This window comes from Daejeonella sp. H1SJ63 (genome assembly GCF_029360775.1).
Taxonomy (GTDB): Bacteria; Bacteroidota; Bacteroidia; order Sphingobacteriales; family Sphingobacteriaceae; genus Daejeonella.
Window position 1 is genome coordinate 118,772 of record NZ_JARKMZ010000010.1, and the last position, 14,381, is coordinate 133,152.

The 14,381-nt window shown below is 41.0% G+C and carries 13 protein-coding genes; 9 read left to right on the plus strand and 4 right to left on the minus strand.

The genetic code is table 11. The features are described from left to right. Positions 1-77 precede the first annotated feature (77 nt). The 8 genes from P2W72_RS04745 (at position 78) to P2W72_RS04780 (ending at position 7,134) form a co-directional block, all read left to right on the plus strand. The gene (locus P2W72_RS04745; protein WP_276359760.1) at positions 78-1,514 is read left to right on the plus strand and encodes a Glu/Leu/Phe/Val dehydrogenase; all 1,437 of its coding nucleotides are present in this window, start codon (positions 78-80) and stop codon (positions 1,512-1,514) included. Between the two features lie 162 nt (positions 1,515-1,676). Beyond that, a complete protein-coding gene (locus P2W72_RS04750; protein WP_276359761.1) occupies positions 1,677-2,087 on the plus strand; it encodes a cytochrome c maturation protein CcmE in 411 nt (136 codons plus the stop codon). Between the two features lie 7 nt (positions 2,088-2,094). Beyond that, positions 2,095-4,554, plus strand: a complete 2,460-nt coding sequence (ccsA, locus tag P2W72_RS04755) for a cytochrome c biogenesis protein CcsA (RefSeq protein ID WP_276359762.1) — start codon at positions 2,095-2,097, stop codon at positions 4,552-4,554. A 4-nt stretch (positions 4,555-4,558) separates the two neighbouring features. After that, positions 4,559-5,335 carry a Rossmann-like and DUF2520 domain-containing protein gene (locus P2W72_RS04760; protein ID WP_276359763.1) on the plus strand — a complete coding sequence of 259 codons (777 nt, stop codon included), beginning with the start codon at positions 4,559-4,561 and terminating at the stop codon, positions 5,333-5,335. Between the two features lie 24 nt (positions 5,336-5,359). Then, positions 5,360-5,692 carry a 2Fe-2S iron-sulfur cluster-binding protein gene (locus P2W72_RS04765; protein ID WP_276359764.1) on the plus strand — a complete coding sequence of 111 codons (333 nt, stop codon included), beginning with the start codon at positions 5,360-5,362 and terminating at the stop codon, positions 5,690-5,692. Positions 5,693-5,705: 13 nt separating this feature from the next. Beyond that, complete coding sequence (iscX, locus tag P2W72_RS04770) at positions 5,706-5,948, plus strand: Fe-S cluster assembly protein IscX (protein ID WP_276359765.1); 243 nt, start codon at positions 5,706-5,708, stop codon at positions 5,946-5,948. An 18-nt stretch (positions 5,949-5,966) separates the two neighbouring features. After that, the gene (locus tag P2W72_RS04775; RefSeq protein WP_276359766.1) at positions 5,967-6,500 is read left to right on the plus strand and encodes an HAD family hydrolase; all 534 of its coding nucleotides are present in this window, start codon (positions 5,967-5,969) and stop codon (positions 6,498-6,500) included. A gap of 55 nt (positions 6,501-6,555) precedes the next feature. Further along, the gene (locus P2W72_RS04780) at positions 6,556-7,134 is read left to right on the plus strand and encodes a Maf family nucleotide pyrophosphatase (RefSeq protein ID WP_276359767.1); all 579 of its coding nucleotides are present in this window, start codon (positions 6,556-6,558) and stop codon (positions 7,132-7,134) included. On the opposite strand, the gene P2W72_RS04785 is transcribed toward P2W72_RS04780, so the two are convergent. From P2W72_RS04785 to P2W72_RS04800, 4 genes are all read right to left on the minus strand, one after another. Further along, entirely contained in the window at positions 7,128-8,036 is a 909-nt protein-coding gene (locus P2W72_RS04785) for an exopolyphosphatase (RefSeq protein WP_276359768.1), read from the minus strand. The genes P2W72_RS04780 and P2W72_RS04785 overlap by 7 nt on opposite strands. Positions 8,037-8,067: 31 nt before the next feature. Beyond that, on the minus strand, positions 8,068-9,381 hold the full coding sequence (locus P2W72_RS04790; RefSeq protein WP_276359769.1) for an ABC transporter permease: 1,314 nt from the start codon (positions 9,379-9,381) through the stop codon (positions 8,068-8,070). 5 nt (positions 9,382-9,386) lie between these two features. After that, positions 9,387-10,286 carry an ATP-binding cassette domain-containing protein gene (locus P2W72_RS04795; RefSeq protein WP_276359770.1) on the minus strand — a complete coding sequence of 300 codons (900 nt, stop codon included), beginning with the start codon at positions 10,284-10,286 and terminating at the stop codon, positions 9,387-9,389. Positions 10,287-10,407: 121 nt separating this feature from the next. Next, positions 10,408-11,481, minus strand: coding sequence for an AI-2E family transporter (locus P2W72_RS04800; protein ID WP_276359771.1), 1,074 nt, complete (start codon positions 11,479-11,481; stop codon positions 10,408-10,410). A 167-nt stretch (positions 11,482-11,648) separates the two neighbouring features. Between P2W72_RS04800 and P2W72_RS04805 the strand changes: the two genes are divergently transcribed. Continuing rightward, complete coding sequence (locus P2W72_RS04805) at positions 11,649-14,381, plus strand: DUF1553 domain-containing protein (RefSeq protein ID WP_276359772.1); 2,733 nt, start codon at positions 11,649-11,651, stop codon at positions 14,379-14,381.

Consider the following 14,381-nt stretch of genomic DNA (forward strand, 5'->3'; position numbering starts at 1 on the left):
ATTTTCATTTTCAGGTTCAGCTTATTTCTTTCAACTTTGTACCATAAAACCAATTATTCAAATTAATTAAATTTTTTATGGCTAAGTCTATAGACGCAGCGCACTCAGAAACTTCGTTTTTTGGTGACGTTTGCCAGTTCTTTGATCATGCGGCACAGTTTACCTCTCATCCTGAGGGATTACTTGACCAGATCAAATCCTGTAATAGTGTTTATCGTTTCCGTTTCCCGATCCGTCGTGGTAATGGTTTTGAAGTAATTGATGCCTGGAGAGTTGAGCATTCTCATCACAAATCTCCGACAAAGGGGGGTATCCGTTACAGTGAAATGGTTAATGAAGATGAGGTGATGGCTTTGGCCGCTTTAATGACCTATAAGTGCGCCATCGTAAATGTTCCTTTTGGTGGTGCTAAGGGTGGTATTAAGATCAATTCGAAAGATTACACCATATCAGAGCTGGAAAATATTACCAGAAGATATACGGTAGAGCTGATCAAGAAGAATTTTATCGGACCGGCAATTGATGTTCCTGCACCTGATTATGGTTCAGGTGAACGTGAGATGAGCTGGATTGCAGATACCTATCAGACCATGAACCCCGGGCAGCTTGATGCTTTGGGCTGTGTTACCGGAAAACCAATCGCACTTCATGGTATTGCCGGACGTAAAGAAGCAACAGGACGTGGAGTAGCAATTGCTGTTCGCGAATGTGTTGATATTGCCGAAGACATGAAGAAGCTTGGATTAACTCCGGGCTTATCGGGTAAACGTGTTATTGTTCAGGGACTTGGAAATGTGGGCTATCATACCATTAAATTTCTGACTGAGTTTGGGGCAACTGTTGTGGGTATCTGTGAATATGAAGGTGCAATCTATAATTCGAATGGATTAAGTCTTGATGAGGTATTTAATCACCGTAAATCTACAGGTTCCATTCTTGGTTTCTCAGGCGCTCAGAAAGAGTTTAAGAATACAGCAGAAGGTTTGGAGCAGGATTGTGATATCTTAGTTCCGGCAGCCCTTGAGAATCAGATTACAATGAATAATGTTGCGAATATCAAAGCTAAAATCATTGCAGAAGCAGCTAATGGCCCCACAACTCCTGATGCTGCTGCTTTCCTGATAAAAAGAGGTTGTATATTGATCCCGGATATGTATTGTAATGCAGGCGGGGTAACTGTTTCTTATTTTGAATGGTTGAAAAACCTTTCGCATGTGGCTTTCGGTCGCATGGATAAACGCTACGAGGAAAATGCAAATCTGAATCTGGTGAATGTGGTTGAGAAGATCACAGGAGTTTCTCTTGATTCGGCACAAAGAAGTATGATCATCAAAGGTGCTTCTGAGCTCGAACTCGTTAATTCGGGTCTTGAAGATACCATGATCCGTTCTTATCATGAAATACGTGATGTGCAGATGAATAATCCTAAAATTGATGGATTAAGAACTGCAGCTTTTGTGAGTTCGATTGATAAGGTTGCCGTTTCCTATATGAATATGGGGATCTGGCCATAAATCGAATAAAATTTCTAAACAAAAAGGGCTTCGGGTTATTACGAAGCCCTTTTTGTTTAGAATGATTCTAATATAGAAACATTCTTGTTATATTTACCGCAAAAGTCTACTATTTCGTACTTTTGTAATTGATTTTGATTCTAACCAAATTCAAAAATTATCATGAAGAAAAGTTCCATCGCAGGTATAGTCATCATCGCATTGGCGATTGGTATTATTATCAGCACTTATGCTGACTCCAGTACTTATGGCTCATTTACTGATGCTAAAGAATCTGAAACAGAACTGCATGTTGTAGGACAGTTGAATAAGCAAAAAGAACTTCATTATAATCCTCAGCAGGATGCAAACTACTTTGCATTTTACATGAAGGATAATCAGGGAAAAGAATGTAAAGTCGTTTTCAATGGTTCTAAGCCACAGGATTTTGAGCGTTCAGAACAAATTGTACTTACCGGTAAAATGATTGGCAATGAATTTCATGCTTCAAAGATTTTGATGAAATGCCCTTCCAAATACACTAAAGACGAAGTAGAAGTTACAGAAGTTTCAGCCTCTACAGCCAAAATCTAAATTCTAAATGGACATACAATACATTGGAGAAAACCTTCTTCCGGGGAAGTTAGGGCAGTTCTTCGTCATACTATCATTTTGTACGGCAGTGCTTTCAACCATTGCCTATTTTTTTGCAACCCGTGCAGGTTTGTCAAAAGACCCTCTGATTAATCAGGAATCGGCCAGCTGGAAGCGTATTGCACGACTAGCATACAGTCTGAATCTTTTTGCTGTTGTTGGTATAGGTTCCTGTCTGTACTATATCATTTATAATCATTTGTTTGAGTACAATTATGCATGGGCTCACTCATCCAAAATTCTACCGGTCTATTATATTATTTCATCTTTCTGGGAAGGGCAGGAGGGAAGTTTCTGGCTTTGGATGTTCTGGCAGGCTGTTTTAGGATTCGTTGTTCTGCGCAGAGGTAAAACCTGGGAAAATTCGGTAATGACTACGATTATGCTTTCGCAGGCATTTATTGCATCCATGCTCTTAGGGGTTGAAATCTTCGGATTCAGAGTTGGAAGCTCACCTTTTATCTTATTGAGAGATGCGATGCAGGGTCCGATATTTCAAAGAGGAGATTATTTAAGTCTGGTTACGGATGGTAATGGATTGAATCCATTATTGCAGAACTACTGGATGGTGATACATCCGCCAACTTTATTCCTGGGATTTGCTTCGATGATCGTGCCTTTTGCTTATGCAATTGGGGGATTATGGGAAAAGAGATATTCCGATTGGATAAAGCCGGCTATGCCATGGACCCTTTTTGCGGTAATGATTCTGGGTACCGGGATTATCATGGGCTCATTCTGGGCTTATGAAGCTCTGAATTTCGGGGGCTTCTGGGCATGGGACCCGGTTGAAAATGCTTCCATCATTCCATGGCTGACGCTGATTGCAGCGGTTCACGTTATGATTGCCTACAAGAATACCGGACATTCATATTTTACAGCAACATTTCTGGTTCTGATCAGTTTTGTACTGGTTCTATATGCTTCATTCCTTACCCGGAGCGGTATTTTGGGCGAGACCTCTGTGCATGCCTTTACTGATCTGGGTATGTTCTGGCAACTGGTATTTTATGTACTTGTATTCCTTTTTCTGGCTATTATTATGCTGGTGGTCAGATGGAAAGAATTGCCGATTACCAGGAAAGATGAAGAAACCTATTCGCGTGAGTTCTGGTTGTTTATCGGGGCTTTGGTATTGTCAATTGCCTGTTTGCAGATTCTGGCTACAACTTCAGTTCCTGTATTTAATGCCATGTTCGGAACTGAAATTGCACCGCCGCCAAATGTTATTCAGCATTACAATAAGTGGCAGGTTCCATTTGCAGTAGTGATTGCTTTCGTTTCTGCATTCTCTCAGTTCTTAAAATATAAGAATACCGATGCCAAGAAATTCTTTATCAGCATTTCGGTATCGCTGATCATGTCGGTGTTTATCACAGCTGCAGCAGTTTATGTGATGAACGTTTACTCCAACGTAATGTACATCATCCTGACTTTTGCTTCTGTATTCTCAATTCTGGCCAATGCCAGAATTCTGGGTGAAGCATTTAAAGGTAAATGGAAACTGGCAGGTTCTGCAATTGCTCATATCGGTTTTGCTTTATTGCTTGTAGGAGCCCTGGTTGCTGCTGCTACAAACAAGGTAATTTCTATCAATAATACAGGGATTGGTTTTGGAGATGAGTTTGACAAGAACAACAACCCGCGCGAAAATATCATTCTTTACAAAGATGAGCCTGTAAAGATGGATCGCTATACAGTTACCTATTTAGGAGATTCAACAGAAGGAGTAAATACTTATTATAGAATTAACTACCGTGTGATTGATGAAAAATCGGGCAAGGAAAAGGAGAATTTTACGCTTTATCCGAATGCTCAGCAGAATGCTAAGATGCGTCAGATCATAGCATCTCCGGATACAAGGCATTACCTGTTCCACGATGTTTATACCCATGTTAGCAGTGTGCCTCTTAAAGATGAAGATCACGAGGAACATGAAGGGCATTCTGATGATGAGAATTACGAAAAACCGGTAACCTATGAAGTTAATGTTGGCGATACTGTACGCTTCAGGGAAGGATATATTTTAGTTAAGGGTATTAACCGGAACGCTAAAGTTCAGAATATCCCATTAGGTGAAAGAGATATTGCCATAGGTTTGCAGCTGGAGGTAAACTCTGAGGGCAAGATATTCCCGTCAGAGCCGGTTTATCTTTTGAAAGACGGTTCCAAATTTGACTTTGGGAAGAAGGTAGATGAGAAAGGCCTGAAACTCAGATTTACCAATGTTTTCCCTGATAAGGATAAGCTTGAGCTGATGGTTTATCAGAAACCTAAAGCAGAGAAGGATTGGGTTGTGCTGAAAGCTATTGAATTCCCTTATATCAATTTGTTCTGGGGAGGGACCATTATTATGGTTATCGGATTTATCCTTTCCATTTTCCGGAGAAACAAGGAAATTAAGTAGTAAAATGAAGATTGTATTGCTGGGTAGTGGTAATGTGGCAACACATTTGGGCAGGGCTTTTAAAATGGCCGGACAAACTGTTTCTCAGGTTTGGAGCCGCAATCTGCTTCATGCCGCTGAACTGGCTGATACCTTAGCAGCAGAGCCGGTAACTGATTTGTTTGATCTGGAACCGGATGCAGATCTCTACATTATTTCAGTAAAAGATGAGGGTATTGCTGACCTGGCTTCCAGACTTAAGCTTAATGATAAACTCGTAGTTCATACTTCGGGAACTACCGGAATTTCAGCTCTGGAGGGTGTATCATCCAAATTTGGAGTATTTTATCCGCTTCAGACATTTTCAAAAGTCAAATCTGTTGAATTCAGACAAATCCCTATTGCTGTAGAAGGGAATACTCCGGAGGTTTGCGCATTGATACGCTCTATTGCCGATCGCCTTTCAGAAAATGTAATTGAACTTGATTCTGAGCAGAGAAGAACTCTTCATATTTCGGCAGTTTTTGCCTGTAATTTTACCAATCATTTATTTGCTCTGGCTAAAGAACTCTTAGAGGAACAGAAACTTGACTTTGATCTTTTACGACCGCTGATTGCTGAAACGGCAGAAAAGATTCAGATGAATGATCCGGCATCGGTGCAGACCGGACCGGCCGTCAGAGGCGATGTAAGTACGATGAGTGCGCATCTGGAGCTACTCAGGAATAAGCCTGAACTGAAGCTGATTTATGAAAAATTAAGTCAGAGCATAGTCAATTTACATCAGCGATCTGTGGGCTGAATTTAAATTGCTATTTTTGCGCCAATGAATATTTTTAAGTTAAAAGTTAATTTTGAGGAGCCTGCAAAGGCATCCCTTGAGCTGCCGATCGCAGAGGGCGAATCAGTTTTGGATGTCTGCCTTGATAATGGTATAGAGTTGCAGCATAATTGTGGAGGTGTTTGCGGATGCAGTACCTGCCAGGTGTATGTCAATGTAGGGATGGATAATCTTCAGGAGATCTCTGATAAAGAAGAAGATTTTATAGACAGGGCTGTAAATCCAAGGATCAATTCCCGTTTGGGTTGTCAGTGTGTGGTTATTGATGGAGATATTGAAGTTACTCTTCCGGATCAGAATCAGTTTTTAGGACATTAATTGAAATACACAAATGGCAAACGAAAAATTTGAATTACCGTTTTATTGGAATGATTACGAAGATATAGCCATGGGCTTATATGAAAAATTTGGGGATGAGTTCGGTGAATCAAAGATATACAGAATCCGTTTTACTGATCTGATGGAATGGGTTTTGAGCCTTCCTAACTTTGGCGGTAAACGTGAAGATTGCAATGAAGGCCATCTTGAACAGATCCAGTCTACCTGGGTTTACGAGTGGCGCGACAATCAATAAAATTAAAACACGACATCCATGTTCTTAGAAAAGTTAAAGAATATTTCGGCTTTTGTACTTGATGTGGATGGCGTGCTTACCAATGGTACCCTGCTTCTTACTGAAGCAGGAGAACAGCTCAGGCAATTCAATATCAAAGATGGTTACGCTTTGCAGCTTGCTGTAAAAAAAGGGTTTAAAATTGCTGTAATTTCCGGCGCAAAATCCAAAGGCGTAGAAGCCAGAATAAAGGGCCTTGGAATAAAGGATGTATTTCTTGGTGTGGACTCCAAGCCTGAAGTTTATCATGATTTTTTGAACAGTTCAGGTCTTAGTTCAGGTCAGGTTTTGTTCATCGGAGATGATATTCCGGATCTGCAGTTAATGAAACTTGCCGGACTCTCAGCTTGTCCTTCGGATGCAGTTGAAGAGATTAAAGCTCTGGCTGATTATATTTCTCCCAGAAAAGGAGGCGATGCCTGCGTCAGAGAGATTTTGGAGAAAGTTTTAAAAATTCAGGGGTGCTGGCTGGATGATGAAGTTTCTGCCAGTGACGGTTCTCAAACGAATTAAAAAGATATGAAAGCGGCAATTGGCCGCTTTTCTTATTTTTGTCCAAATTTAAATTATGATCGGGCAGTTTCCTCCAATTATTCTTGCATCCAAATCACCCAGACGACAGGAGCTTCTCAAACTGATGGGTATTGATTTTACTGTTGTACTTAAAGAAGTTGATGAAAGTTATCCCTCAGGATTAAATCCTACAGAGATCGCGGTTTATATTGCAGAAAAAAAGGCTAAAGCATTTGATGAAAGCATAAGAAATGAGATTGTTATCACTGCTGATACTATTGTTTCTCTCGACGGGCAAATACTGGGGAAGCCTGAGACTGCAGATCATGCTTTTGAGATGTTGTCGGCCCTGTCAGGTAGGAGGCATGATGTTATTACAGGTGTAAGTCTCCTGAAGGGGCATAAGCTGTACAGTTTTTATGAACTTTCAGAGGTGTTTTTTAAGCCTTTAAGTGCAGAAGAAATAAATTACTATATCGCAGCCTGTCAGCCTATGGATAAGGCCGGAGCCTATGGAATACAGGAATGGATAGGAATGATTGCTGTAGAAAAAATTATTGGTTCTTATTCCAATATTGTGGGGCTCCCTACACACCGCTTGTACAGGGAGTTATGTAGAATTACTGCTCAGTGATTTTCAAACATCAGTCCCTCTTTTAAGGAATAAGCTGAAAGTTTAAGACTCTTAAATAGATGTATTTGCAATACGTATTTTGTAAGTATGGCGGCAGCGACAATCATGTCGACTCTTACCGGAATGATTGCAGGTTTTTGACTACGTTGATCATGATTACTTTTCATTATCCAGTTTGCAATCAGGTCGAATCTATGAAGGTTAAAACTGAACTCGGTTTCTTTTCCTTTCACGAATCCCTGATCACAAAGTTCGGCGAAGGTCTCAAAAGCTCCGGCTGATCCGATCAGCAGTTCGGGTTTGTGAATTGCAAGTTCTTTTTTAAGCTCCGGAAGGACATTGTCAAGATAATTGATCATGTGTTCAATCTCTTTGTGCTCAATCGGGTCAGAATGATGAAACATATCCATCAGCCTTGCCGCTCCGATCTCATAGCTTTTCTTCCAGAAGATCTTATTGGAATCACAGATAATAAATTCAGTACTTCCGCCGCCAATGTCAATAATCAGTGCTTTATTATCGAATTTAACAGCCCTGCGAACACCAAGATAAATCAATTCTGCCTCGCGCGAACCATCAATAAATTGCGGTACGATACCGGTTTCAAACTTTACCTGCCTCAGAAATTCTTTACCGTTTGATGCTGTTCGGATTGCAGATGTTGCAACTGCCTTGATTTCTTCGGCCTCAAACTGATCGATGTACTGCCTGAATTTTTTAAGAGCATTTAACCCTCTCTCAGCCGCAGCTGCATTGATTATACCCTGCCCGATTCCGCCTTCTCCGAGTTTTACGGCAATGGTTTCCTGAAAAATTACGACAGGAGGCTGCATACCCGCATCAGCAATCAGAATATGAAAGGTATTGGTGCCAAGATCCAGAATTGCAATTCGTTTTTTCAATAAAGCAGGGTTTATTTACCAGAGTTCTCAATTAACCTTTATACATCAGCCATTTACCTAATTCTTTAAAGCTAACTTTCTTCCCATACATAAGAATACCAACGCGGTAAATTCTTGAAGCAATCCAGGTTGTAAAGATAAATCCTGCAATAAGCAATACTATCGACAATGCAAGTTGCCAGTTAGGCACGCCGAAAGGTAATCTTACCATCATGGCTATCGGCGATGTGAAAGGAATAATACTTAGCCAGAACGATAAACTGCTGTCAGGATTATTCACAATAAAGCTGAAAGACATGATATAAGTGAATAATAGCGGCATCGTAATGGGCATCATAAACTGCTGGGTTTCTGTATCATTGTCAACCGCAGAACCTACGGCTGCAAAAAGTGCACTGTAGAGCATATATCCCCCGAGGAAGAAAGTGATAAATACCGGCAATATATAGCTCCATTGAACAGTCTGTATGGCTTTGATTAGCCCCTGGCCCGGACCATCATTCAATGCAGGATTAGTCTGCATACCCTGAGCTTTTGCCGGCATTGCAGACTGGATTTTCTCAACCTTGTCTTTGAGTAAAATACTGCTTGAAGCGGCCATTAAGCCACCTGAGAGAGCAATCCATAAGAGAAACTGGGTTAGTCCGACCAGGCCAATTCCAATAATCTTCCCCAGCATGAGCTGGAATGGCTTCACAGAGGAAATTACAACTTCCACAATGCGGCTGGTTTTTTCCTCAATGATGCCCCTCATAACCTGTACTCCGTATATGAATAGTGAAATATAGATCAGAATAGCAGCAGCAAAACCTACAGCCATGGCTGCTGCAGAACTGCTGTCTTTTTCACCTTCAACTGTAAGTTCTTTTGACACAACAGAGAGCTCCGGTTTGATGCTGTCGAGGGTTTTTGCATCAATACCTGCATCTTTCAGCATTTTAATACGCATCAGATCATTTAGTTTTCTGTCAATTGTACTGATTACTGAAAGCCCGGCTTTCTTTTGTGAAAACATCTCAATGCTGCCCCCGCTTTCGATATCCGAAGGGATATAAAGTATAAAGGCATCTTCATTATTCACTACCTTCTTTTTAGCTTCTTCAAGAGTCAGTTCAGAACGCCTGAATTTAACAGCTTTGGTGTCTTCCAAACCATTTTGAAAGATTCCGCTTTGATCAATTACTTCCACATTGGGAATGTTGTCGCCCCCTTTTATGGATAATACAATGATCAGGGCATACATACCAATGATAAGCATCGGAACCAGAAAAGTCATGATCAGGAAAGATTTTTTCTTTACCCTGCTTGAATATTCTCTTTGTATAATGAGTAAGGTCTTGTTCATGACAATTAGCTTGTTTTTACGTTCTGAATAAAGATGTCGTTCATACTTGGTATGATTTCAATTAATTCGGTGATCTGTACCTGAGGGATCAGAAAGTTCAGCAAATCATTGACTGTATGAGCATTAGTTATTTGTACCGTCAGATGAGTCATATCATCTTCAAACTTCTCGTCATTTATAGTAAATATTTTATTTTCAGGGATATCCAGTTTTCCGTAATAAGCTATTCTGTAGCTATTATTCCGGTATTTATTTTTGATATCTTTAACTTTTCCGTCCAGAATTTTCTTCGATTTGTGTATCAGCGCAATGCTGTCGCACAATTGCTCAACAGATTCCATACGGTGAGTAGAAAATATGATGGTGGTACCTTTACTGTTTAATTCAAGAATTTCGTTGGTAATCAGCTGCGCATTTACAGGGTCAAATCCTGAAAAAGGTTCATCCAGAATGATGAGCTCCGGACTGTGCACTACGGTGGCAATAAACTGAACCTTTTGCTGCATACCTTTACTCAGATCTTCAACTTTTTTATTCCACCAGCTTTGAATTCCCATTTTTTCGAACCAGTATCTGATTCTCGCAGTAGCTTCGCTCTTTGAGAGTCCTTTGAGTTGGGCCAGATACATCATCTGTTCGCCTATCTCCATCTTTTTATAGAGTCCGCGTTCTTCGGGAAGGTAGCCAATGATAGAAATATGAGAGGGCTTAAGTTTTTCTCCGTTCAGTAGTATTTCGCCCTGATCCGGACCGGTAATCTGATTGATAATTCGTATCAGTGAAGTCTTGCCGGCACCGTTCGGACCTAAAAGGCCGAAAATAGAGCCCTTTTCAATTTCAATAGATACATTATCCAGAGCACGATGATTGGCATACTGCTTTACGATGTTTCGGATACTGAGCATTTCAGGGATTTATTGGTTTAATTATTAGAACTTTTTTATGCCTCTTTGTTACAATTTCAGATAGGTTTTCTGAGATAAGGAACCTGAAAAATGATCTGGTTTTATTAGCAGATTCAAAGTTTTATCTGTTTTTGATGGAATTCTTTGCAGACCGTTCTTTACCGATCAGAAAACCGTAGGGCTTTAGCGGACTAACATGATCACATATAATCTTAACTATGCCCAGCATTGGAATAGCAAGGATCATGCCTGCAACTCCCCAGACAATTTCCATCAGCACAATTACAATAATGGTAAATAATGGGTTGATATTTACCTCTGATCCAACAACCAGGGGTTCAAGTACATAGGTTTGCACAAACTGAACAAAAAGATAGGTGAAAATGACCCCTATCAGCATCCCGTTGCTGCCACCCTGAGAAATCACCATGAGGGCGGTCAATGTAGTTCCGGTCAGATTTCCTATAAAAGGAACAATCTCAAGTAAACCACATAATACTGCAAAGAAGAGTGCGCTTTCAACTCCAACTATACTGAATCCAATTCCATACATGATCCATAAAACCACAATCATAATTCCCAGCCCCGAAATATATTTCTGGGAAACTTTTCCTGCATCAGAAATGATTTTCTCTGTTTCTTTCATTTCAGATTGTGGAACCAGCATCAGGATGAATTGTTTCAGATGGGAGCGTGAAACCAGAAACAGAAAAAGATATACGAAGACCAGGATAGTTTTGACCACGATGCTCATCACAGAGCTCAGCAATGTCCCGGCCATCCCAATGGCAGAATTATGATTCCCGGAATTTTGATTTTTGATCCATTCAGTTTGTTTTTCGGCAGTTATTCCAAGATGATCTGCAATAAATTGCCTGAGGTCATTGCCGATCGCTTCCAGTCTGATACCAATCTGGACAATGTTTTCTGAAATGCCCGATGCCTGCCAGGAAAGAAGAAATAACATGCCTGCCAAAATGCTCAGTAATAAAAGCACGCAAAAAATTCCGGCAATGATGCGGTTCAACCCTCTTGCTTCCAGCCATCTCGAGATGGGTAAAAGTAACATAGCCAGAAGTGCGCTGATGGCAAGTGGAATTAAAAATTGCCTGGCAAAATACAGTCCACTGATTGCTAAAAAAGCAAAGAAGATGATGGATATAATCCTCGGCAGAGAGGGTGGTGAAACAAACATAATTAATCAGGTCAGGTCACTTAAAGATAGCTTAAAATATTTTCAAGATGGGTTTTTTACCCGAATATTCCTTATTCCATTATCTGATTATAAATTTTACATTGTGCTGGAGCGACTAGTTCATTTTTAATCAGGAATTTATATCTTTAAAATACAGGGTAAAGTTTATGAATATATTCCTTTCAAAAAAAATAGCTGTTGTTTTATCTATTCTGGTAATTGTGGGCTTGTTTTATAAACTTGCTTTTTCTGAGCAGGAAGTTGATTTTAATACTCAGGTAAAGCCAATTATCAATAAAAAATGTATTTCCTGTCATGGAGGAGTGAAACAGGAGGCCGGATTCAGTCTTTTGTTTCAGGAAGAGGCTCTTGGGCCAACAGAATCAGGAAAGCCTGCAATTATTCCCGGAGATCCTGACGGGAGTGAACTGATCAGAAGGATCAGCCTGAATGATCCGGAAGAGCGTATGCCATATAAACATGAAGCACTTTCTGAAGATGAGATTAAAACCCTGCGCCAATGGGTTAGTGAAGGTGCCAAATGGGGCGAACACTGGGCTTATGTTCAGGTTAAAAAGCAGAATGTGCCTGATTACAACGAAAAATGGATCAGGAACGATGTGGACCGTTTTATTTTTGAAAAGTTAGATGAGCAAGGCATGAAGCCATCACCTGAGGCAGATAAATCTACACTTTTAAGAAGACTGAGCCTTGATCTTACGGGTCTTCCTCCGTCCGCAGCTTTGTCAGAGAAATATTTACGGGATAATTCTGAAAAGGCTTACGACGAACTGCTTGATGGCTTACTTGCATCTCCGGCTTACGGTGAGCGCTGGACTACCCTCTGGCTGGATCTGGCCAGGTATGCAGATACCAGAGGTTATGAGGCTGATCGCAGCCGGAATATATGGAAGTACCGCGACTGGCTGATCAAAGCATTTAATACCGATAAAGCCTACAATGAATTTCTTATTGAGCAGCTTGCAGGAGATCTGATGCCTGATCCTGATGATGCTAAATTGATTGCCACCTCCTTTCACAGAAATACGATGACAAATGATGAAGGAGGAACCGATAATGAAGAGTTCAGAACCGCCGCAGTAATGGATCGTGTTAATACGACATGGACCTCCGTCATGGGCACTACATTTAATTGTGTTCAATGTCACAGCCATCCTTACGATCCGTTCAAAGCGGATGAGTACTATAAGTTTCTGGCCTTCTTTAATAATTCGCGGGATGAGGATACCCAGTCTGAGTATCCGGTTTTACGGGGTTATAGCTCTGAAGATAGTTTAAAACTCATTAAGCTGACAGGCTGGTTAAAAACAAATACTTCAGAAGCTCATGCCCGCAAATACCTGATGTTCCTGAAAACCTGGCAGCCAACGATCAATTCACTGCAATGCGATCAGTTTAGCAATGCGGCATTAATCAGCAGCTGGTATGCCGGTTTGCGGAATAATGGTTCCTGCAGGCTTAAGAATGTTGTTCTGGAGAACAAGACAGAGCTCATGTTTCGTTATAAAAGCAATTACAATGGAGGGAAATGGTCTGTTTATCTGGACACCCCGGGTGGAAAATTACTGAAAACAATACCTCTAGCCAATACAAAGGGAGAATGGGAAATTACTACCGTAACAATCCCTCAGGTGAAGGGCAGACATCACTTATATTTCAAATACTACAGTCCATTAATCAAAACTTCTGATGAAACAGGAGTGCAGTTTGACTGGTTCCGCTTTGATACTGATTTTCCGGGCAAGGGGAAACCCGGGTATGTAAATGCGCTGGCAGACTACAACTATTTGATGCGGGCGAAGGTTGACGAAACACCAATCATGGTTGAAAATAGCCGTGAACAATTCAGGCCTACCCATGTTTTTGAGAGAGGAAACTGGATGGTTAAGGGCAAGCAGGTAACACCGGGCGTACCGGGAGTGATGAATCCAATGCCTGCCAATGTGCCGATGAACAGGCTGGGTATGGCACTTTGGTTAACTGATAAAAAGAATCCTCTGGTGGCCAGAACCATGGTTAACCGGCTTTGGGAACAGCTTTTCGGATATGGAATTGCAGAAACGCTGGAAGATCTTGGAACTCAGGGAATTCCGCCAACCCATATGGAATTGCTGGATCATCTGTCATGGAAGTTTATGCATGATTATAACTGGAGCATCAAACGCTTGCTGAAAGAGATGGTTACATCGGCAACTTACCGGCAAAGTTCGTCGGTGAATGAAGAATTGCTCAAAAAAGATCCGAACAATAAATTTTATGCCAGAGGGGCACGCCTTCGTTTGTCGGCAGAGCAGATCAGGGACCAGGGACTTGAGGTTAGCAATCTGCTGAGCCGGAAAATGTATGGTAAAAGTGTAATGCCTTTTCAGCCTGAAGGAATATGGCGTTCTCCATATAACGGAGATAAATGGAATTTGAGTGAAGGTGAGGATCAGTACCGGCGGGCATTGTATACCTATCTGAAAAGGACTGCACCTTATCCATCGATGATCACTTTTGACGGAGGAGCAAGAGAGTCGTGTATCCCGCGAAGGATAAGAACCAATACTCCATTACAGGCTTTAACGAGTCTGAATGATTCTACCACACTGGTAATGTCGAGGGGACTGGCTCTGAGAATGCAGCAGATTGGCGGTAAAAATTTGACACGGCAAATCAGTAAAGGCTATGAACTAATGATGTATAAGCCAATTTCTGCTGTTAAGTTAAATGCTCTTACTGAATTGTATCAAAAGGCAATGCTCAGATACAGAAAAGATAAGCCTGCTGTAATTAAAATTGCCGGTGAAAAAGAAAAGCAGGTCAGTGCAGAGACTGCCTCGCTGGTACTGGTGGCAGGAGCGATGCTGAATATGGATGAATGGTTGAACAAGAATTAA

Excerpts from the sequence above, each read along its gene's own strand:
- P2W72_RS04760 (WP_276359763.1), top strand. The coding sequence starts at position 4,559 with ATGAAGATTGTATTGCTGGGTAGTGGTAATGTGGCAACACATTTGGGC.
- P2W72_RS04775 (WP_276359766.1), top strand. The coding sequence starts at position 5,967 with ATGTTCTTAGAAAAGTTAAAGAATATTTCGGCTTTTGTACTTGATGTG.
- P2W72_RS04780 (WP_276359767.1), top strand. The coding sequence starts at position 6,556 with ATGATCGGGCAGTTTCCTCCAATTATTCTTGCATCCAAATCACCCAGA.
- ccsA (WP_276359762.1), top strand. The coding sequence starts at position 2,095 with ATGGACATACAATACATTGGAGAAAACCTTCTTCCGGGGAAGTTAGGG.
- iscX (WP_276359765.1), top strand. The coding sequence starts at position 5,706 with ATGGCAAACGAAAAATTTGAATTACCGTTTTATTGGAATGATTACGAA.
- P2W72_RS04805 (WP_276359772.1), top strand. The coding sequence starts at position 11,649 with ATGAATATATTCCTTTCAAAAAAAATAGCTGTTGTTTTATCTATTCTG.
- P2W72_RS04795 (WP_276359770.1), bottom strand. The coding sequence starts at position 10,286 with ATGCTCAGTATCCGAAACATCGTAAAGCAGTATGCCAATCATCGTGCT.
- P2W72_RS04765 (WP_276359764.1), top strand. The coding sequence starts at position 5,360 with ATGAATATTTTTAAGTTAAAAGTTAATTTTGAGGAGCCTGCAAAGGCA.
- P2W72_RS04790 (WP_276359769.1), bottom strand. The coding sequence starts at position 9,381 with ATGAACAAGACCTTACTCATTATACAAAGAGAATATTCAAGCAGGGTA.
- P2W72_RS04800 (WP_276359771.1), bottom strand. The coding sequence starts at position 11,481 with ATGTTTGTTTCACCACCCTCTCTGCCGAGGATTATATCCATCATCTTC.
- P2W72_RS04750 (WP_276359761.1), top strand. The coding sequence starts at position 1,677 with ATGAAGAAAAGTTCCATCGCAGGTATAGTCATCATCGCATTGGCGATT.
- P2W72_RS04745 (WP_276359760.1), top strand. The coding sequence starts at position 78 with ATGGCTAAGTCTATAGACGCAGCGCACTCAGAAACTTCGTTTTTTGGT.